Raw genomic sequence first — 20,294 nt, forward strand, 5'->3', positions numbered from 1 at the left:
TTGATAAAATTAAAAATGAGAAAATAACTATATTTTTGAGTATTGTGTTTCGTTTTTTTAATTTTTATGTTTTTAGATCTCATTATTTTTAAATATTTTACTCAATTAGATTTTAAAATAACTGGTATTAGTTAACTCATTATTAGAGAAGTGTGAAAGCCCATAAATATTTTTTCTGACTTGAAACAAGTATGACAACCGATTGATGGGTAAATTTATTTTTTAATTCTGGCATTTTTATTGCTTAATTATTCATATCTTCAATTAAACATTTAATTTGCACCCCATATAAATGATGATTCAAACCGTTTTGCTCTCTTATGGTGTTTTTTTTACATGAAAATTGCACCAAATAAATACATATTTTTATTTTGCACCATATTTGTGCATGGAGAGGTGTAATGAGGTTTGGGGCTTCAATACTCACTTTACTCATTCTATGTGGATGTTCTTCATCTGAACAAAGTAGAAAAACTAAAGAAAGCTTAGCAGTTCATTCGATATGCGTTTTTGATAGTACAAATACAAAAGTGTGTGTAGCCAAGCCAGCGCAAAGAATTGTTTCTCTATTTGAGTCAGGTTTAGATGGCTTATATATGCTAGGGCAAGGTCATAAAGTGATTGGCATACCAGCCGAAGTATACATTCAACCTTTATTATTTAACGCCTATTCAAAAATAGATCAACGCATTGCCAATCAACAGCTTGCAACGCCTTCACAAGGTGCCAATGCAACCAATATTGAAAGTCTTGTGTTGTTGAAACCCGATTTAGTAATTTTGGGAAGCGGGCAGACCCAAACGATCGCACTATTACGACAATTTGGTATTGCTGTATATGTAATGGAGTCTGGCACTTACCAGCAAGTGAAAGAAGAGCTATCTGAAATTGCTGTTCTAAGTGGAGCTCAAAAGCGAGCTCAAGAAATTTTGAGTTTTTCTGATGAAATTATGGCAGAAGTCGCAGCCAAAACAGCACGTCAGCCAAATAAGCAATCGATTTACTATGCGTGGTCAGGTGGGCGAATTTTTTCCACTTCGGGACGTCAGTCTATTACCAATGATTTTATTGAGCTGGCAGGTGCTTACAACATTGTTCAGACCAATGCTAACCAACCCAATGTAAATCCCGAGACTCTCATTGAATGGAACCCTGACAATATTGTGCTTTGGAACACCAACCCAAAACTGATTTATGAACGAAAAGAATTACAAGGCTTAAGTGCCGTACAAAACCGTAAGGTATTTAATTTGAGCCCTGCATTTATTTATAACCCACATACCATCAAAATCATTATTACGGCGATTTATTTGAACCACAGCATTTACCCTGAACAGTCCGATTTACCAGTAAGTGCTTTACAGCAGCGTATTTTAACCAAGTTGTATGGTAAGCACCTTGCGAAAGCGTTGGTGTCATGAATATGGAAAAGCTCAAATATTATTGGTTTTACCCGTTACCGTTCATGATGATTTTTATCTCTTTGCTCATTGGGCCAACGCAGACTTTGAGTGCATGGGACTATTTGCGGTGGGGTGTGCAAGCAGTCTTTGGTACCCCATATTTTGATGCTGAACAATTTAGACTGATGCAGAACATACTGGTCAATGTCAGATTACCCAGAATTTTACTGACCTTTATGGTGGGAACTGCGTTAGCAACCGCGGGTAATGGTTTGCAAGCATTGTTTCGTAACCCTTTGGTTGACTCGTATGTACTCGGTATTTCTTCCGGTGCAGCGTTTGGTGCAGCTTTGGCACTTTCTCTAAGTTGGCTTTCGCCCAATCTATCCGCCTTTATTTTTGGTGTTTGTGCTGTTGCCTTAACGTATTTATTTGCACATCAAAAACATGAAAGCCAGACGTCTTTAGTGATGGTAATTTTATCCGGCATGATTGTGTCGGGGCTGTTTTTGGCAGGACTTACAGTTATTCAATATCTAAGTGATCCATTTAAATTACAAGCCATTGTGCAATGGACGATGGGCAATTTACATCAAGCTTCTTGGCAAAAAGTTCAATACGCTGTGCTACCGATTTGTATTGGCCTTGTCGGATTATTTGCAATGCGTTGGCGTTTAAACTTAATGGCACTCGGTGCTGAAGAAGCGCAGGCGGTTGGTGTTAATCCACGCTGGGAGCAGTTTCTTTTAATTGTACTAGTGACTGTATGTACATCAACTTCTGTGGCTGCTGCTGGCATTATTAGTTTATATGGACTCTTTATGCCGCATATTGTGAGAATGTTGGTGGGGCCAGATCACCGCTACAGTATTCCTGCCAATATGATTTTGGGCGGCAGTTTCCTACTCATGATTGATAACTTTTCACGTGTTTTACTAACCTTTGAAATACCAATTGGCATTTTTACCATGCTACTTGGTGCGCCATTTTTCTTATTATTAATGAAAACACAGAGGACTCATTGGGCATGATTCAAATTGATCAGTTAAATTATGCCTATGGGCATAAACAGGTTCTCAAAAACATCCATCTGGAGTTTCCTGAAAATCAGTTTTCCGTCATTTTAGGGCGCAATGGCTGTGGAAAATCGACACTTTTTAAATTGATGGCTGGCTTAGAACCTGTAAAAGATGGGTTGATCCGTTACTCTAGAAAACCATTATCAGACTTTAAAGGCAAAGATCGGGCTGCGTTACTTGGCTTTTTACCACAGTTTCATAAAACCGTATTTCCATTTTTAGTTAAAGATGTAGTGATTACGGGACGTGCCGCTTTTAGCAGATATAGACCTTCAAAATCAGACTGGGAGCGTGTGGATCAAGCTTTGCTTGATTTAGATATTGAGCATTTACGTGACCGTCCTTATACAGAACTATCAGGTGGTGAAAGGCAATTGGTTATGATTGCCCGAATTTTAGTGCAAGCACCCAAAGTGATTTTGCTTGATGAGCCAACCAATCATCTCGATGTTTATTACCAGTCTTATTTAATGAAAAAATTGCGTCAGTTGTCGCGGCAAAATTTTACGGTGATTGCGATTATGCATGATCCCAACTTGGCTTTTTTATTTGCAGATCATTTGTTTTTTATGCGCCAACATGAAGTAGTTAAGCCTGAATCTAAAACACGAATCACCGATCCGAAGTTTTTAAAAAGTGTCTATGATGTTGAGTTCCATGAAGCCATGATTCAAGACAAAACCATTGTTATCCCTGACCATTCTTGGCTATAAATATGACTTTTCACTATCATCTAGCAGACAAATCAGACTATGCATCTGCTGTAGAGTTTGCACTTTATACAAGACATTTATTATTCCCAGAAATCTATCATGGGCAAGTTCCCAAAGATTTAAAAAATTTTGGGCAATATTATGTTAATGATCCATTAGGTTGCTTTATTACCGTAAAAGATAAAAACCGTATTATTGGCACTATTGCATATCGGGCGTATGACCATCGTTTTGATTTAAATTTGCCATCTAATACAGTGGAAGTGGTTAAGTTGTTTGTATTGCCTGAATACCGCCGTAATGGTATCGCAACTCAGCTATGTGACATGTTGTTTAGCCATGCAAAAAACAATGAAATTACGACTTTGTATTTGCACACTCATCCATTTTTGCCAGCGGCTGAAAAGTTTTGGCGTCTACAAGGCTTTGATGTCATTAACCGTGAGTGGATCGAGACCTATGACACCATTCACATGAGTAAATCTTTATAGCGCTTTATTATGCGTATGAAATCTTTTTTGAAAATGGGTAGGTGGATAACCCATAATTTTACTGAACATTGCAGTAAATGCTGCCGAGTGCTCATAGCCCAAACTAAAGGCAATTTCAGTAATCGAGATATCTGCTTTTAACGCATCTAAAGCATAGATGATGCAGACTCGATTACGCCAAGCCTGAAATGACATGCCCGTTTCTGCCTTAAACCAACGATGAAAAGTTCGTTCACTTTTATTGTGGACATGTGCCCAATCTTTAGGGCTGCTATGAATATCAGGATGCTCCATAAACTCAGCACACTGATTAGATAGTAATGTGTTGTGAGGCAATGGAATAAACAGAGGCAGGGCTGGTGCAGCTTCTAATTCATATAACAATAAATCGATAACCGCTCCGTCTCGGCCTGCATGTTGGTAGTCAACAGGCAGTTGATTTGCTTGAATCAGTAACTGATGCATTAACGGTGAAACTTGCACGACCTCGCAATAGTTTGCCTGTCTTGGAGCATTACTTACTTCTATATACAAACTATAAGTACTGACTTTAGATAGCCATACCTGATGTGGTTTGCCTGCGGGTATCCATACACCACTGTACGGTAACACGAGCCATTGTCCATCTTCAGTTTCAACTTTCATAAGCCCTTCGGGTGCATATAAGAACTGAGCACGGCGATGGCTATGCGTATCTAACAAAGTATCAGCAGGATAGTCCGATCCTAACGCTAAAACCGCTTGCGGTAGATGGTCTACATCGTTAATTGGAATATTACGCATATATTTTTGTCTGAAATAATTAAAAATATGGCTTTTCTACGTTAGTTTGCCATAGGGCTATTTTATATCATGCCTCTATAAATGTGAGGAAGATAACGATGCTATATGAGCTATTTTTATTTGGACTACTTTCAGGCGTTACCACTTGGTTATTTGGCTTTGGCGGCGGTTTTGTTGCTGTGCCTTTGCTTTATACAGTCATTATTCAAAAGTACAGTAGCGAAAGTATGGTTGGGATACATGCCATGCAAATCGCCGTAGCTACATCAGCTTTTGTGATGCTGTGTTCGGCAAGTTTTGCAACTTTTCGACACTATCGGTCCGGACAGATTGATTGGCAAAAAATCCGCTTTTTATGGAGTGGTATCGCATTGGGTGGGGTTGTCGGTGCGGTAATGGCCTCATTGTTTAATGGAAATTGGCTTCGCTGGATATTTATGGGTTATGTATTCATAACCATTCTAGATTGTTATTACCGACCAGGCTTTATGGTGGCATCAAGACAAACGCAAAACTATGGTCAAAACTGTGAACTCATTAAAGGTGGAATTATTGGTTGGGTTGCAGCGCTTTTAGGTGTGGGTGGCAGTGTAATGACAGTTCCGTTATTACGGCGGCGGGGTAGTTCTATGGCAGAGGCTGCGGCTATTGCAAACATTCTCACGCTGCCTTTGTCTTTAACTGCAACGCTGACTTATTGTGTATTGTCACTTTGGCAATCTACATGGGCAGTCAACGGATTTATCGGTCTAATTTGGTTTGAAGCTGCTTTATTCTTGGTTGCTGGAACATGGATTGGACTATATTTTTCAGAAAAAGTTATCTCAAAACTACCTGATTTATGGCGGGCAAGATTGTATCCGCTACTTTTAATAATAGTTCTACTCGTCATGCTTTTTGTAAATTAACTTTTTATTTCAATTAATTAAAGAATAATCCCTCTTAAAAATTAAATCTCTAAATACTCTAAAACCGTAAATTTTATGCCTTAAATGGTTTTGAAAAAAGTTTGAAAAATAGACTTGAAATATATAGTGGCTTTATGCCACTATATATTCATCGAAGGTCATCAGACAAAAAGAGGATGATATGGCTATCCAGCTTTTAGATGCGGCAAGAAATGAAATTCCAGTGAAATTCACGCAGTTTTCTGGTGGAGAGCGTCATGTTCAGATTGATGAGACAACGTTAGGTTCACTATCTGGCAAGGTATTGGTGCGTGCGCAAATGATCTCAAGTCACGATGTGATGGACTATTTGTTACTTGAAAATATATTGCTGAATCACGGGCTAACAGTTGACTTAGAAATTCCATATTTTCCATACGCTCGTCAGGACCGTATTTGTGCAGTAGGCCAAGCGTTCTCGCTCGATGTGATGACCAAGCTACTTAACATCAATGCCGAAAAAAAAGCGGGTAAACAAGGCAAGGTGACTGTTTGGGACTGCCATAGTGAAGTAACAACAGCATTACTTGCTGCTAATACTTCTTTTAAAGAAGTTGTAAATGTCAGTTCAGTCGACATCATCGCGAAGAGTGAAGTGCTAAGCAAATTGTTAAAAGATGAAAAAACAGTGCTGGTTTGCCCAGACAAAGGCGCAAAAGCACGCACACAAATGGTTGCAGACGCTTTTAATCTGGAGCGCAAACAACCCATCACTGTTGTTCAGTGTGATAAAAAACGTGACCCTGTAACTGGCAAAATTTTGGGCACACATGTACATGCGACTGATTTATCAGGCCTAACAGCGGTCATTACCGATGACATTTGCGACGGCGGTGCAACCTTTATTGGTATTGCCAAAGAACTCCGTCGTCTCAATTGCCATAAGGTCGTTCTATACGTGACCCACGGTATTTTCAGTAAAGGAATAGAGGTTTTTGATGGATTGCTTGACCAACTATTTACCTCGGACAGCTTTCCACAACAAGAAACAGACAAAATTTCAGTAATTGCTTTTGCAGCAAAATAAAGAGAACAAAGATGACTATTAAACTTAATCCATTAAACGCTATCGATTTTTATAAAGCGGATCACAGACGTCAGTATCCAGCAGGCACAGAGTACGTATATGCAAACTTTACGCCGCGTTCATCTCGACTCGCAAAAATGCTACCTGACTTTGACGATAAAGTTGTGTTCTTTGGGCTTCAGGGTTTTATCAAACACTTTTTAATAAATACATGGAATGAAGGCTTTTTCAAACAACCTAAAGAAAAAGTTGTGGCTGCTTATAAACGCCGTATGGATAGTTCACTAGGTGAAGACGCAGTACCTGTTGATCACATTGAAGCGTTACACGACTTGGGCTATTTACCATTACGCATTAAAGCCTTGCCAGAAGGCAGCCGTGTCAATATGCGTGTACCTGTGCTCACCGTGATTAACACTGCCCCACGTTTCTTTTGGTTAACGAACTATATTGAAACCGTATTGAGTGCTGAACTTTGGAAAAGCTGTACTACGGCCACAATTGCCTATGAGTACAAACGTTTATTAACGCAATATGCTGTAAAAACTGGCGCACCGCTCGATTTTGTACCTGTGCAAGGACACGATTTTAGTAGCCGTGGTATGAGTGGAATTTATGATGCGGCACAATCGGGTGTGGGACACTTAACCAGTTTTATTGGAACAGATTCGGTTGCTTCAATTGACTATGCAGAAGAATATTACAATGCCACAGGTGTGATTGGGGTATCTGTACCAGCGACCGAACACAGTGTGATGTGTATGGGCACAGAAAACAGTGAGCTAGAAACATTTAAGCGTTTAATCTGTGAACTTTATCCGTCGGGTGTTGTCAGTATTGTGTCTGATACTTGGGATTTTTGGCGAGTGATTACAGAGTTTACGGTGGCTTTAAAACCTGAAATTTTAGCAAGACAACCTAATGCTTTAGGCTTGGCTAAATTGGTTTTCCGTCCTGACTCTGGTGACCCTGTTAAAATTATTTGTGGTGACCCAGATGCCAAATTTGGCAGCCCAGCGTATAAAGGCGCAGTTGAATGTTTATGGGAAGTGTTTAGCGGTACAACAACTGAGCAAGGCTATAAAGTACTTAATGAGCGTGTCGGTTTAATTTACGGTGACTCGATTACACTAGAACGTGCGCAGCGCATTTTAGAAGGGCTAGAAGCCAAAGGTTTTGCATCAAACAACTTGGTGTTTGGGATCGGTAGCTTTACCTATAACTATTTAACTCGAGATACCTTTGGGTTTGCTGTGAAAGCAACTTGGGGCCAAGTGAATGGTGTAGGCCGAGAGCTGTTCAAAGACCCAATTACTGACTCAGGTGTGAAAAAATCTGCGAAAGGTCTTTTACGCATCGAAGAAAGTGAAAATGGTTTTACCTTGTTTGATGAGCAAACAGCCGAACAAGAACAAGGTGGAGCACTAAAAACCGTCTTTGAAAATGGTAAACTTCAATATGAGTGTACTTTGGATCAAATACGTGAGCGTTTATCCATCGCATAACTGAGTTTAGATGAGCCGTTGCATGGGTATCGGCTCATCATTTTCATTGAGAGACTGAACGTGACTATTCAAACTGAACAAGAATTCCTTGCCAGTTATGATCGCCGAGATTATGACGCACCTTTACTCACTGTAGATATGGCTATTTTCTCGGTATTTAATGGTCAGTTGCAGGTATTACTCATTAAGCGGCCCAACTTTCCAGCCAAAGACCAATGGGCTTTACCGGGCGGTTTTGCCGATTTAAAGCACGATCAAGATTTGATGGCCACGGCTTATCGTAAGCTGGTCGAAAAAACAGGAATTGCTTCACCTTACTTGGAACAAGTTGCCTCTGTGGGTAATGCTAAACGTGACCCACGTGGTTGGGCCGTAACCATTTTGTATTTTGCTTTAATTGATTTTAACGCTTATGAACACCAAGCTTTGGCTGAATACAGTGAATGGGTGCCCGTAGCAAAAGCACAAGATTTAGCATTAGCTTTTGATCATAATGAATTGCTCAGCTTAGCTTTAGAGCGTTTAACCAATAAAACCCGCTATACCGCATTGCCAGCGAGTCTTATGCCTGAGTTGTTTACGCTAACTGAGCTACAAACCATTTATGAAATTATTCTTGGGCAATCGTTAGATAAAAAAGCGTTTAGACGCCGTATGATAGAAGCGGGTGCAGTTGAAGAAACCAATCAAAGGAAAATTGTAGGCAAACGACCAGCTCAGCTTTACCGCTATGCACTCGATTCTTTTGATTTTATATTTCCTCGCTCACTCGAATTACCTAGAAACAAAGAGGGTGAAGATAAGCAAAACAATGAGCTTTCTGACTAGCGCATCTTGATGCACTTTGATTTATAATGCCGCGCTTATGATTGATGTCATGTTTTGATCAGCACTTTGCCTATGTCACACGTTTCTCCCTGCTTCCAACAAAACCAGTTTTTTGTGTTGGTGGAATATCTCACTTCACTGCATGAAATTTATCCTGTGAAACATGAGTTTGCGGGATATCCGGCTGCAATGACATTGGCAGATCGTGTACATTCAGATCATGATATTGCTCCGCTTGAAGCCAGCAAAAGTTACCCTGACTCAATCGATAAAGTCTTACACTTTTCAGGTAAGGCCCGAGACATACAAGACTTCGAGCAATTTTTAGAACAAGCTCAAGCAGCCAATATTCAAAACTTGTTATTGCTTACAGGCGATAAACTTAAAGAACACCATAATGGTCGAGATGGGCAGCCTCGTAGTCGTTACTTAGAGTCAGTAAACTCCGTAATGGCTGCCAAGCAACATGGCGGGTTTCGTATTGGGGTTGCTTTTAACCCATTTAAATATGTTGAAGCTGAGCGTGATGCACAGTATTTAAAACTACATAAGAAAATTAAAGCAGGTGCTGACTTTATCATTACCCAATTGGGCTATGATATTGAAGCTTTAAAACAAGCCAAAGCATTTTTAACCAAAAACAATTATTCACAGCAAATACTGGCTTGCGTCATGCCACTGACTTTAGGTCGTGCCAATTTTATGGTGAAGCATAAAGTTGCGGGTATTGTAATTACTCCACACATGCTAAAAGTCTTGGCAGACGAAAAACAAGCAGGGCATACGGACCGAGTTTATTTGCGCTGTGCTTTACAGATTTTGATATGTAAACATTTAGGGTTTGCAGGAATTCACTTATCTGCTTGTCATAAGCCAGAAGAGCAAATGCTGCTTGAAAGTTACATTGAGCAATACAGACATTTGGAGCTTAAAGCGTTAGAAGAGCTTTGGAATTCACTTTGGCAAGTCACGTCAGGCAACGAGTTTTCACCTGAAATTGCTCGGTTTTCGCGTCAGCCAACGTCTAAACAATTAATCAAATATCGCCAATTGCATGTTATGCATGAAGCAATGTTTGGATCAAAAATTGCTAAAGGTGTTGGACGTTTTATTTTTAAAGCATCTTTTTGGGATAACACTTTAGTTGCTAAAGTATTACTTAAAACAGAAGTACTGAGTAAACATAGCTTAGTGGGCTGTGAAAGCTGTGGTCAGTGTCGTTTAGGTGACACTTTATATATTTGTCCTGAAACGTGTCCAAAAGGTTTAGCCAATGGGCCTTGTGGCGGTACAACTTTAGATCGCTGTGAATTTGGTGACCGTGAATGTATTCATTCAGTCAAAGCGAGACTTGCAAAAGCGGTTGAACAAACTGAAATATTAAAAGAGAAATTAATTCCTACAGTAGCAATTGAAACCAGAGGAACCAGTTCTTGGAAAAATTGGTATTTAGCGACTGAGGTTTAAGTTATATCTCTAATTAAATTCTTTTTATAAAGAAGCCTCTAGAAAACTGAGATTTAAAGTATTTTTAAAAATTAACATTAATACAAGCGATCTTAAAGGAGAAACTAGATATATAAGTATTTATTCAGAAACTTATGATATTAGAAACTTAGCCCTTGCAAAGATCCAAAGTAATAGTGGTTTACACGAACAAGACACGGTTGTATTAGAAGTTTTTTGCAAACAAGCAAAATTTTATCCTCTAATAATTAATGGCAAACCATATCCCATACGTGACACAGCAAACTATACTTTTTAAAGTATTACTATTCTCTAATTTTCAGCCAACGAACATTTGCATCATTCATAATTGTTTTATAGCGCTTATAGAAATTGTTTACTAAATTTTGATTTATTGATTTACTACTTTCAGAATGTTTTATATCTGTATTTAAATCGTAAAGCTCTGATAGTTTTATTGCGGAATTAATCCATAGACTTTTATGATTAAAGAGCCCATTCCAGGCCAGAACAACAGTTAGAGAAGCACTAATAAACAAAGAAAAACCTCCAATAAAATTGGTGTAATCTTCAGATACGTAAGGAGTTAGGCCAATACAAAATGTGGTAAGGGCCGATATTAGACCAGTATATATACTAACAAAAGTAGATTTATCTCTATCTTTTTCACGGTTTGCTTTAGTCACTTTGATTTCATAAGCTATATCTTCTTTAAGTTGATATAGATCTGCATTAATATTATCCATAATTATTCCTTTTTATTCTGATTTTATAAATTTATATCTAATAAAAATATTACAATAAAAATCCTCCTTTTGCTCCACTCATATGATTAATAGCAATGTAATTAATGAGATTTTTATTTTCTCATCAGAATAAAACATAGAACCTATTACTTTTATAACAAGATTACTAGTGGCTTTTGATATAAATAAATCTAATGAAGTAAGCTAATAAGTAAGTTTACTAAATACTTTTGATTTTCAGAAGACTAAAAGCTAAAAGAGGTTAGCTTTTAGTCTTTTTAGAGGAAATTTATTTTTTCCAAATAGCAGGCAACAATTTGGCGAATACAACTAGACCTAACCTTAGAATCTTTAGTCGATCAGATCTCAAGTCCAGATGTACAGGCAATTTTTAAACTGAATATTCTTCCTGAGTTAACTCTAGATCCGAATGGTCAACTTGTTCCTGTTTTACCTTTGTATGAAAAAGCGATTAGTGAAGCTCGGCCACAATTGCTTGAACTCTATCAAAACACATTTAAAGCGCATAATTTACATGCTTTATTATTCCCAACATCACCAATTGTGGCACCACTAGCAAATGAAGAAGTCTATTCAATTGAAACTTTCCAGACCCTCATGCGAAATACAGATCCCGGGAGTAATATAGGAATACCAGGGCTGAGTTTACCTATTGGAAAGGGGGCGAAATCAAAACTGCCAGTTGGTTTAGAAATAGATGGCTTAGCTCATCAAGATAGTGAAATACTTGCTATTGGAATAACTTTAGAAAAAATTTTCAAAGGTTTAAATCAATAAAAAATCACTTAAACTACTATTTTTAAAGGTTTGTTTTTGCTTTTAAATAATGGGTTTGAGGTTGTTTTCTGCTTTTATTTTATCTGGAAAAATATAAGTCACTTTACTCGGTAGAGTGACTTAATTATTAAAAATTACCGTTTATCATCTTTAATGATTTTGTTAGATTTCTTATTGTTGTTTTTAAAAAATATAATATTTATAAATTATATGTATTCTATATGTATAAGTATAAAAATTTTGATTATTAACTCATTTTTAAATTACATGTTATTTTAATTAATAATACTTAAATATTACACAATAAAACTTTTTGTTAACATTTCTGCAATAAATTAACCGATTTGGAGTTTTGAATAAAATATAAATAACTTTAGTAATTTGTTAATTAACAAATGTTTATGTTTGATTTTTAAATCGATTTATTAAGAGAAATCTATCGTAATTAGAATTAAATATTTTTTAAATATAGTTTATATAACATGATTTATTGACATAAATAGAAAAAATATATGGCAAAGAGGTCAATGATATTTAATTCACTTCAGAACCATAATTTGCACCAAATTTTACGCTGTCACGATTCATTGAATAAAACCAAGTGAAAAGTTACGTAAATAAGAAACCAATAATTTTATTGGCTTAAATAAAAAATCGAATATTACAAATAAGCGGAATGAATATGGATAACGTAGCTCAGCTAGAAACTGATACTAATTTCCAAAGTCGAAAGAAAATAACATGGGGTGTTTTTAGTGTCCTGTTGTTATTTTTAGTTGCTGGTATCGTATATTATTTTTTTGTATACCGATTTTATCAATCTACTGATAATGCATATGTGCAAGCCGATGTAACTTGGGTGATGCCAAAGATTTCAGGCGAAGTGATGGAGTTATTAATTAATGATAATCAGGTGGTAAAAAAAGGGGAAACTTTAGCGGTATTAGATCACCGCGATTATCAAGCTCGTTATGATCAAGCCCGTTCTGTGGTGAGTTTGAAAGAAGCCGCACTCGGTGTACAACAACAAAATGAAAAGTCTGCCAAGTCATCAATTACAGAAGCAAATAGTGGCGTAGTGGCAGCACAAGCCGATTTAACTCGCTTAAGAAAAGAGTTTGAGCGTTATCAAGACTTATTAAAAGATGGCGTGATTACCCGACAAAACTTTGAGGGTGTTCAGTCTCAATATTTAACCGCTCAAGCACAGCTCAGTAAAGCACAAGCCGCAGTAAATGCAGCAGAAGCTCAGTTGGGGAGTTTACAAGCGAGTCGAGCGCAGCTTTTAGCAGATATTCAAAGTGCCAATGCAAATTTGAATCTCTATCAGGTCGATCTGGCTTCCTCAAAAGTAGTTAGTCCTGTGAGCGGCAAGATCGGTAGCCTTGCAATTCAAAAAGGCTCACGTGTTTCTCCACAAACCCGCTTAATGGCAATCATTCCTGAAAATAGTTTGTATGTACAAGCCAACTTCAAAGAAACCCAAATTGAAAAAATGCATGTTGGTCAGAAGGTGAAGTTAAAACTTGATGCTTATCCGAGCCTCACCTATACCGGAAAAATTGAGAGTTTTTCACCAGCTTCAGGCGCAACTTTCTCACTCATGCCACCAGACAATGCCACTGGCAACTTTAACAAGGTTGTACAGCGTATTCCTGTACGTATTGCCATAGATTCAAGCCCGCATATTGATTTGATAAAACCTGGAATGTCGGTGAGTGCCACCGTTGACCTAAGAACTTAATAAAAAATTTTAGGTAATAAGAAAATGAATAAGCATGTTGAAGCCGAGTGGAGGTTTCCTGCAAAAACTGCATGGGCAATTTTTGCTGCCATGATTTTTGGCAACTTCATGGCGATTCTTGATATTCAGATTGTGGCGAGTTCTCTAAACGAAGTTCAAGCTGGCATGAGTGCAAGTCGTTATGAAGTCACTTGGGTACAAACGGTTTATTTAATTGCCGAAATTATTGCAATTCCAATGTCGAGTATTGTCTCGCGGGTGCTTTCAACACGGGTGTATTACACCATGTGTGCAATCGGCTTTACGGTTAGTTCTTTACTTTGTGCTTTGTCATGGAACTTGGAAAGTTTACTGGTGTTCCGTGGCATTCAAGGCTTTATGGGCGGCGGGATGATTCCGACTTCAATGACGGCGTTGTACTTACTGTTCCCCGAACCAAAACGGTCATTGCCTTTGGTCATGTTTGGCATGATCAGTACTTTAGGGCCAGCGATTGGCCCCACCATAGGAGGTTGGCTCACCAATAACTTCTCATGGCACTGGATGTTCCTGATTAATATTATTCCGGGCATTATCATTGCCACGGTCATTTACTCAGGCCCAAATATCGACCGAGCGAACTATTCACTCATCAAAAGCATGGACTGGTTTAGTCTGGTGGGTATGGCGATGTTTTTGGGAGGGCTTGAATATTTCCTCGATGAAGGTGCACGACATGACTGGCTTGCAGACACAGGCGTTCGTATTGCTTTTATGGTCTGCCTAATAGGCGGCATGATTTTCTTCTCTCGAAGTTTTACCCAGCCTAAGCCTTTGCTCGATTTATCGGTATTTAAAAATAAAAACTTTACCTTAAGTGCCATCACAACGTTTGTGATCGGTATGGCGCTGTATGGCTTGGGTTACATGATTCCCGTGTTTCTTGGGCAAGTCCGTGAAATGAACAGTAGCCAAATTGGTCACGTCATGATGGTGACAGGCATTGTCATGTTCTGTTTTGCGCCGTTCCTTGCGTGGCTTATTCCTAACTTTGATACCCGTAAAACCGTATTTGTCGGAATGGTTCTGGCTGGTTTTGGTGTATGGCTCAATTCGCACCTCAGCATTCACAGCGATTATGACTTTATGTTTTGGCCGCAAATTTACCGCGGTATTGGTCTTATGATTTGCCTAATTGTGGTGTCGCATTTGGCGATGAGCACTTTGCCACTTAGTAAAGTGGCCGATGCCAGCGGTATTTATAACCTCATGCGCAATATCGGCGGCGCGGTTGGACTGGCGCTGATTAACTCATCCTTAGACTGGTTGACCGCTATGCATGTCACCCAAATTAATCAGGCGATGACACCACAAAACTGGATATTTACAGAGCGACTTGATCAGCTCACGGCGCAATATCAAGAAGTCGGTGCAAATGCTCAGCAAATCGCGCTGAGTGTGATTTACCGCGACATTCATTTTCAAGCACTGACATCTAGCTTCAATGATTTATTACGCATGCTCGCAATCATTATGTTTGTGACCGCCTTTTTAACCATCTTTATGGACAGGGGGAAGAAAATGAATATGTAAAGTTTTAGCAGTAGAGGGCAGCTTTTAAAGAATGAAAAACAATAGGGCATATCAAAACGTATCCCTTCTTAGAAAAAGAACATTTATACGAGTTTCCAACATCGCCTTATGAGCGAGCGGAACTCACAGATCTGGATGTGGGAGATTAAAGTATTATGATTAATACAACATATAAACTGATTTCAAAATTGAACCTGAAAAACGCAACTTATGGGCAATATTTTGAAAAAGAGCAAATTGATACTGATCGACTAAAAGAGATGTATTCCATTTACGAACAGTATTATGAAAATACCAGATTTTCTATTTTTGTAGATGATTTTGAAAATAAAAGCGGTGCGATATTAATTTTTGACTCAGAAACAGACGAAATAGTCGGTTTCTCGACTGTGGTGGTGCAGCATTTCTACTTAAACGGTAAAGACTACACCGTGCTCTTTAGCGGTGATACGGTCATTTTGAAGAAGTTCTGGGGCACGCGTACATTACAAAGTACCATGCTTAAACTCATGATTAAGCTTCGAATCAAATATCCTTTTAACGAACTCTATTGGTTACTCATTTCTAAGGGCTATAAGACCTATCTATTACTTGCCAATAACTACTATGTCTATTACCCAAACATTAAAGATGAAAACCAACACCTTTCGGAAGTGGTTGAGCACTACTGTGAGAAATTCTTTGGTGAATATTACGACCGTGAAGCTGGTTTACTCAACTTTGGTGATGACTATCAGCCACTAAAAGGCGAAGTTGCACCCATTACCGCCGAAATGCGAGAAAAGAATCCAAACATTCATTTCTTTGAACAAAAAAATCCAACTTGGAAAGCAGGCACAGAACTACCGTGTATAGGCCGTCTGGGCTGGAAAGATATTGCCCGTTTCCCAGTTAAGCTCATGACGAAGCCGACCAGTAAAGGAAAGTTTGAAGCTTGTGTAACCCATAAAACAAAACGTAGAGAGGCTATCCAATGAAATCTAATGAATGGCTGACTCTAGGCTCGCATCTTATTTTAAAAAAATGGTGTGATGCATCTGACCGTAACTTCCAAAAACAGTTTAATGCTTTAGAAACCACACAACGTCAAATTTTGCATTCGATATTACAGACTTCCACCTTTGCCAAAGATAAAAAGGTTCAAAATTATGAGCAGTTTGTAAAAGCATTTCCCGCGACTCGTTATAGCGCATGGCGAGAAGACATTCAGCGTTACCGTGAACAAAAGTTGTCTTTGTCTAGCAGTAAACTGGTTCGTTTCCAGCCAACCAGTGGTTCGAGTGAACAAATCAAGTTTATTCCATATACCAAGCTGTTTTTAGATGAACTTGACCATGCAATTGCGCCGTGGATGGCAAGTTTATACCGTAAGTGTCCAGAGCTGAGTTCGGGTACACACTACTGGTCGGTGTCATGGTTACCTGAAAGTCAGCGTGAAGTTTTAAAAGATAAAAACTTAAATGATGATAGTGCGCTACTTGGCGTAGGTAAACGCATACTGTCTAAGTTTACCCAAGCGGTTCCAAGCAACGTTGCCTTTGCAGCCAATGCAGATGATGCTCTCTTTGCCACCATTTGTTATTTAGTCGCAAACCGTAACTTAGCCATGATTTCGGTATGGAGTCCGACTTTTGCACTGCAATTACTTGAGCGTTTAGAGTCACTACAAAAAGACGTGATAGAGGTGCTTAACAGTGGTAAATGGGGCAATCGTCAGACTTCATTAAAAGAAGTCACTGCACCGCATAGCCCTGAAAGTGCTCAAGCATTAATTGCAAGTTCAAACGGCGCACAGATCGACTTTAAAAAGCTCTGGCCAAAGTTAAGTCTGGTTTCGAGTTGGGATACCGCAGGCTCAAAAGCTTGGGCCGAAAAATTAAAAGAGAAATTACCCAGCGTTCAGTTTGAAGGCAAAGGGTTATGGGCGACGGAAGGTGTAGTGACTATTCCCTATAACGACCAATACCCATTGGCTTACCAAAGTCATTTCTATGAATTTGAATATTTAGAAGGTGAGAAACAAGGCGAAATCGTTCCTTCATGGCAGCTTAAACAAGGAGATGTGGTTAGCCCGCTCATTACTTCGGGTAATGGTTTGCTACGTTACTGTTTAGATGACTGCTTAAAAGTGACTGGCTTTATAGAGCAAATACCTTGCTTTGAGTTCCAAGGCCGCCGTTTTGGGGTAGATCTGGTCGGTGAGAAACTTGCACCTGAAACCGCCCAGCAGTTGTTGTCTCAGTTAAATGAAACGGAATCGAAAGCGATTTCTTTACTTGCGATTGATACCCAACAACAGGTTAAACCATTTTATTGCGTGCTTTTTGAAGGTGAAATTCACCACAGCATTAGCAATGAATATATCGATAGTATTTTACGTCAAAACTTCCACTATGAACTTGCACGAAACTTGGGACAGCTCGACCAGCCTCAAATTCGACAAGCCAATAACGGCTGGAATGCGTATAAGCAACTGGTCATGTTTGATGGCATTATCGAAGGCAATATCAAACCTGAGCCACTTAAAAAAGTCACCCTCAATAGTTTGGAACAACTATGAAAGGGATGAAGTCATTTAATACTCGATTTTTAACACTTCGACACGCCTTGTATTTAGGCGTGTTGGTTGTGTCGAATACACATGCCATGACTTTAGACGAGGCGTTGTCTGCCAGTTTAAGACATGAAAGTCAGCTTGAAGTCAGCCGTTTAAGCGTAAACCAGTCTACCGCTATGCTTGAACAGGCTAAACAGCGTGATGGACTCAAAGTCAATTTAGTTGGGCAGCTTGACTATGAACGAATAGATACGCCACCAAAAGTCATGTTTCCGACTGAAGGAAACCGTAAAGGACGAAGTTTGCAGTTACAGGCAGATTATCCGATTTATACCTCTGGGCGGCATCGTTTAGGTGTAGATATTGCCGAGAGTCAGCTTTCCGCCCAACACCAAGGCTTGTCAGATCAACGGTCGGAAACCATTTTAAATACCGTCATGGTCTATACCGACGTATTAAAAAAGAAAGCCATTTTAGAACTCAGACAAAAGACCATGGCGAACCTACAACGGTCTCTATATGAGTCAAAGCGCCGTTTTGATGTCGGTATGATTACCCGTGCAGACTTGGCTCAAGTTTTGGCACAAGTTGCACAAGGTCAAGCCGATATTACACAGGCGCAGTCTAATTTGACCGTAAGCGAAGCACAGTTTTACCAAGTAACAGGTACAACACCTGACAACCTTGTTGCAATTAAACAATTGCCTGCTATACCGAATGGACTAGATGAAATTTTGGCGCAAACCAAGAACCATCCGGCTTTAATGCGCGCTAAATATGAAATGCAAGCCGCAGAGAAACAATACGCTTTAACTAAACGGGAACTCTGGCCAACAGTTATGCTGACCAGTCGTGCCGGAAAGCAGGATGAAGCAAGTTATATAGGTTCTGAAAGTAACAACTATATGGTCGGGTTACAGCTTAATGTACCGCTCTATGACGATGGTTTAAATCGCGCCAATGTCAAAAAAGCGCAGGCCGATATCGATTTGGCTCACCAGAAAATACGAAGCCTTGAACTGGACTTAAATAAACGTACCCGTACCACCTATGCGCAGCTTCAAACCATTCGACAAAATAAAGACGCATTGGCAAATGCTATAGAGGCAGCATCTATTGCCTTTGTCTATACACGTAAAGAGTTTGATGTCGGCACCAAAACGACCTTTGATTTGCTTAATACCGAGCAGAAGCTACTCGATGCACAAACCCAAAAAACCGTAAATGACCAAGACGAAGTAGTGTTTGTTTATCAGCTACTCGATCAAATGGGACGTTTAAACAGTTTGGTTCCTATGCAGACCGTACAACAGGTGAATAATGAATAAAACAAATACACCACTCGCAGAAAATACCCTGATTACCCGTGAAGCAACTTTGGCAGATGATGAGGCTTTACGAGACTTAATTGCGGTGCCCATGACCACCAAAGGCATACAAATTAGTTTTCAGCGTGAACCGAGTTATTTTAAAGCGTCTGACATTGTCTATCGGCATAAACTGCATGTTGTGATTGAAGACACCGAGAGTCAAAAGAAGCTCGCTTGTTATAGCAATGGCTATCGTCCTTGTTATGTCGATCGGAGCGTTCAAAACTTGCGATACGCTGGCGACTTACGGGTAGATCACAACTACCGTGGTAAATCACTGGTGAAGGTATTAGCCAAGCATGTAAAACAGACCATGCATGCACCCAACTTTAGCCAAATGATTATTTTTGATGATAACCATGCCGCACGCGCCGCTATACAAACGGGCAAAACGGGAATGCCTGATTATTATGATGAAGGGCTTATAGAGACACTCAGCCTGACGAGTACTGGCGCAAAACGAAAAATCACGGCTTTTTTAAAGCAGACTGCTAAACAGAGTCATCTTCAAGAGATTCATAGTTGTATAGCCAAAGCTGAACATGTAGCCGCAATGAATCAGTTTATTGCCGACATGGCAGAACACTATAACTTTATACCTGCCTATGACTTTAAAGAACTTGCTCAAGGGCATCAATATTTTTCAGGGATGAAACTCTCAGACTTTTCACTTTACTTTAACGGTGAAAAACTGGTGGGTATGTTTGGCTTGTGGGATCAGCATAGTATTAAGCAAACCAAAATTTTAAATTATAGTTCGGCTATAGGTGTGCTTAGACCCGTTTATAACTTGCTAACCCCAATTACCAAAGGCATGCGTTTGCCTAAACTGGGTGACTCTATTCAGTACCACGTACTGCATACGCTTATGTGCCATCCTGAAGATTTAGCTTTGCATCATAAAATGCTTGAAGATGCCTATAACCAGTCAAAACATCAAGGTGTTGGTGTGGTGAGTTTTACGCTTTCCCATAAAGACCCGCGTTATCAGTTAAACCAGTTCTATAAAGGTGAGCGTTTAACAGGTATGCATGGTTTTATTAGTTATGAGGGCGACCCAAGACCAAATTTTGATAAAAACCTGATTCCGTACTTAGAAGTTGGGCGTATTTAACCCTTATATAGCTTCGCCGTAGGTCATGAATGCGCAAAAATTTGCTCATTTTTAGGCAAATTAAATAGATTTGAGCAAATATATGCGCAAAATGATGAATGTTCGCTAGAGCAAGAGACTTTTTAACAGTGATTTTGATTACGTTACAAA

The 20,294-nt window shown here is 39.1% G+C and carries 17 protein-coding genes and 1 pseudogene; 16 read left to right on the forward strand and 2 right to left on the reverse strand.

Features of this window, described 5'->3' with window-relative positions; all coding sequences use genetic code 11:
- The first annotated feature begins 401 nt into the window (after positions 1 to 401).
- The 4 genes from NE363_RS08875 to NE363_RS08890 are packed head-to-tail and all read left to right on the forward strand — an operon-like array spanning position 402 to position 3,686.
- Positions 402 to 1,421 carry an ABC transporter substrate-binding protein gene (locus tag NE363_RS08875; RefSeq protein ID WP_445536300.1) on the forward strand — a complete coding sequence of 340 codons (1,020 nt, stop codon included), beginning with the start codon at positions 402 to 404 and terminating at the stop codon, positions 1,419 to 1,421.
- Positions 1,422 to 1,423: 2 nt separating this feature from the next.
- Positions 1,424 to 2,434 (forward strand): FecCD family ABC transporter permease, encoded by a 1,011-nt coding sequence (locus NE363_RS08880; protein ID WP_445536301.1) that lies wholly within the window; start codon positions 1,424 to 1,426, stop codon positions 2,432 to 2,434.
- Positions 2,431 to 3,195, forward strand: coding sequence for an ABC transporter ATP-binding protein (locus NE363_RS08885; protein WP_077166264.1), 765 nt, complete (start codon positions 2,431 to 2,433; stop codon positions 3,193 to 3,195). The genes NE363_RS08880 and NE363_RS08885 overlap by 4 nt, the downstream gene beginning before the upstream one ends.
- Positions 3,196 to 3,197: 2 nt before the next feature.
- Positions 3,198 to 3,686, forward strand: coding sequence for a GNAT family N-acetyltransferase (locus tag NE363_RS08890; RefSeq protein ID WP_004701494.1), 489 nt, complete (start codon positions 3,198 to 3,200; stop codon positions 3,684 to 3,686).
- Here NE363_RS08890 and NE363_RS08895 read toward each other — a convergent pair.
- The gene (locus NE363_RS08895; protein ID WP_445536302.1) at positions 3,681 to 4,469 is read right to left on the reverse strand and encodes an AraC family transcriptional regulator; all 789 of its coding nucleotides are present in this window, start codon (positions 4,467 to 4,469) and stop codon (positions 3,681 to 3,683) included. The genes NE363_RS08890 and NE363_RS08895 overlap by 6 nt on opposite strands.
- A 98-nt stretch (positions 4,470 to 4,567) precedes the next feature.
- On the opposite strand from NE363_RS08895, the gene NE363_RS08900 reads away from it, so the two are divergent.
- From NE363_RS08900 to NE363_RS08920, 5 genes are all read left to right on the forward strand, one after another.
- Complete coding sequence (locus NE363_RS08900; RefSeq protein WP_445536303.1) at positions 4,568 to 5,377, forward strand: sulfite exporter TauE/SafE family protein; 810 nt, start codon at positions 4,568 to 4,570, stop codon at positions 5,375 to 5,377.
- A gap of 181 nt (positions 5,378 to 5,558) precedes the next feature.
- Positions 5,559 to 6,443 carry a phosphoribosyltransferase family protein gene (locus NE363_RS08905; protein WP_445536304.1) on the forward strand — a complete coding sequence of 295 codons (885 nt, stop codon included), beginning with the start codon at positions 5,559 to 5,561 and terminating at the stop codon, positions 6,441 to 6,443.
- An 11-nt stretch (positions 6,444 to 6,454) separates the two neighbouring features.
- Positions 6,455 to 7,948 (forward strand): nicotinate phosphoribosyltransferase, encoded by a 1,494-nt coding sequence (locus NE363_RS08910; RefSeq protein WP_445536305.1) that lies wholly within the window; start codon positions 6,455 to 6,457, stop codon positions 7,946 to 7,948.
- A gap of 60 nt (positions 7,949 to 8,008) precedes the next feature.
- Complete coding sequence (ntrR, locus tag NE363_RS08915) at positions 8,009 to 8,776, forward strand: ADPR responsive transcriptional repressor NtrR (RefSeq protein WP_445536306.1); 768 nt, start codon at positions 8,009 to 8,011, stop codon at positions 8,774 to 8,776.
- A gap of 72 nt (positions 8,777 to 8,848) precedes the next feature.
- Entirely contained in the window at positions 8,849 to 10,243 is a 1,395-nt protein-coding gene (locus NE363_RS08920) for a methylenetetrahydrofolate reductase C-terminal domain-containing protein (RefSeq protein ID WP_445536307.1), read from the forward strand.
- 305 nt (positions 10,244 to 10,548) lie between these two features.
- Here the strand turns inward: NE363_RS08920 and NE363_RS08925 are convergent, their stop codons facing one another.
- Entirely contained in the window at positions 10,549 to 10,989 is a 441-nt protein-coding gene (locus NE363_RS08925; RefSeq protein ID WP_445536308.1) for an SLATT domain-containing protein, read from the reverse strand.
- Positions 10,990 to 11,319: 330 nt separating this feature from the next.
- Between NE363_RS08925 and NE363_RS08930 the strand changes: the two are divergent.
- The 7 genes and pseudogenes from NE363_RS08930 to NE363_RS08960 form a co-directional block, all read left to right on the forward strand.
- A pseudogene (locus NE363_RS08930) lies at positions 11,320 to 11,787 on the forward strand (amidase family protein); the annotation flags it as partial.
- 682 nt (positions 11,788 to 12,469) lie between these two features.
- The gene (locus tag NE363_RS08935; RefSeq protein ID WP_039250962.1) at positions 12,470 to 13,531 is read left to right on the forward strand and encodes an HlyD family secretion protein; all 1,062 of its coding nucleotides are present in this window, start codon (positions 12,470 to 12,472) and stop codon (positions 13,529 to 13,531) included.
- A gap of 24 nt (positions 13,532 to 13,555) precedes the next feature.
- Positions 13,556 to 15,103: a DHA2 family efflux MFS transporter permease subunit gene (locus tag NE363_RS08940; RefSeq protein WP_019456767.1), complete on the forward strand. Its 1,548-nt coding sequence runs from the start codon at positions 13,556 to 13,558 to the stop codon at positions 15,101 to 15,103.
- 188 nt (positions 15,104 to 15,291) lie between these two features.
- The gene (locus NE363_RS08945) at positions 15,292 to 16,080 is read left to right on the forward strand and encodes a hypothetical protein (protein WP_400200688.1); all 789 of its coding nucleotides are present in this window, start codon (positions 15,292 to 15,294) and stop codon (positions 16,078 to 16,080) included.
- Complete coding sequence (locus NE363_RS08950) at positions 16,077 to 17,663, forward strand: GH3 family domain-containing protein (RefSeq protein ID WP_445536309.1); 1,587 nt, start codon at positions 16,077 to 16,079, stop codon at positions 17,661 to 17,663. Before NE363_RS08945 ends, NE363_RS08950 begins: the two co-directional genes overlap by 4 nt.
- Positions 17,660 to 18,988, forward strand: a complete 1,329-nt coding sequence (locus tag NE363_RS08955) for a TolC family protein (protein WP_445536310.1) — start codon at positions 17,660 to 17,662, stop codon at positions 18,986 to 18,988. Before NE363_RS08950 ends, NE363_RS08955 begins: the two co-directional genes overlap by 4 nt.
- Complete coding sequence (locus NE363_RS08960; protein ID WP_445536311.1) at positions 18,981 to 20,144, forward strand: hypothetical protein; 1,164 nt, start codon at positions 18,981 to 18,983, stop codon at positions 20,142 to 20,144. Before NE363_RS08955 ends, NE363_RS08960 begins: the two co-directional genes overlap by 8 nt.
- Positions 20,145 to 20,294 lie beyond the last annotated feature (150 nt).

The organism is Acinetobacter sp. G18 (genome assembly GCF_052660225.1).

What these genes read in the sequence shown, in the direction of transcription:
- NE363_RS08875 (WP_445536300.1), top strand. Translation starts at nt 402, where the DNA reads ATGAGGTTTGGGGCTTCAATACTCACTTTACTCATTCTATGTGGATGT.
- NE363_RS08880 (WP_445536301.1), top strand. Translation starts at nt 1,424, where the DNA reads ATGGAAAAGCTCAAATATTATTGGTTTTACCCGTTACCGTTCATGATG.
- NE363_RS08885 (WP_077166264.1), top strand. Translation starts at nt 2,431, where the DNA reads ATGATTCAAATTGATCAGTTAAATTATGCCTATGGGCATAAACAGGTT.
- NE363_RS08890 (WP_004701494.1), top strand. Translation starts at nt 3,198, where the DNA reads ATGACTTTTCACTATCATCTAGCAGACAAATCAGACTATGCATCTGCT.
- NE363_RS08895 (WP_445536302.1), bottom strand. Translation starts at nt 4,469, where the DNA reads ATGCGTAATATTCCAATTAACGATGTAGACCATCTACCGCAAGCGGTT.
- NE363_RS08900 (WP_445536303.1), top strand. Translation starts at nt 4,568, where the DNA reads ATGCTATATGAGCTATTTTTATTTGGACTACTTTCAGGCGTTACCACT.
- NE363_RS08905 (WP_445536304.1), top strand. Translation starts at nt 5,559, where the DNA reads ATGGCTATCCAGCTTTTAGATGCGGCAAGAAATGAAATTCCAGTGAAA.
- NE363_RS08910 (WP_445536305.1), top strand. Translation starts at nt 6,455, where the DNA reads ATGACTATTAAACTTAATCCATTAAACGCTATCGATTTTTATAAAGCG.
- NE363_RS08920 (WP_445536307.1), top strand. Translation starts at nt 8,849, where the DNA reads ATGTCACACGTTTCTCCCTGCTTCCAACAAAACCAGTTTTTTGTGTTG.
- NE363_RS08925 (WP_445536308.1), bottom strand. Translation starts at nt 10,989, where the DNA reads ATGGATAATATTAATGCAGATCTATATCAACTTAAAGAAGATATAGCT.
- NE363_RS08935 (WP_039250962.1), top strand. Translation starts at nt 12,470, where the DNA reads ATGGATAACGTAGCTCAGCTAGAAACTGATACTAATTTCCAAAGTCGA.
- NE363_RS08940 (WP_019456767.1), top strand. Translation starts at nt 13,556, where the DNA reads ATGAATAAGCATGTTGAAGCCGAGTGGAGGTTTCCTGCAAAAACTGCA.
- NE363_RS08950 (WP_445536309.1), top strand. Translation starts at nt 16,077, where the DNA reads ATGAAATCTAATGAATGGCTGACTCTAGGCTCGCATCTTATTTTAAAA.
- NE363_RS08955 (WP_445536310.1), top strand. Translation starts at nt 17,660, where the DNA reads ATGAAAGGGATGAAGTCATTTAATACTCGATTTTTAACACTTCGACAC.
- NE363_RS08960 (WP_445536311.1), top strand. Translation starts at nt 18,981, where the DNA reads ATGAATAAAACAAATACACCACTCGCAGAAAATACCCTGATTACCCGT.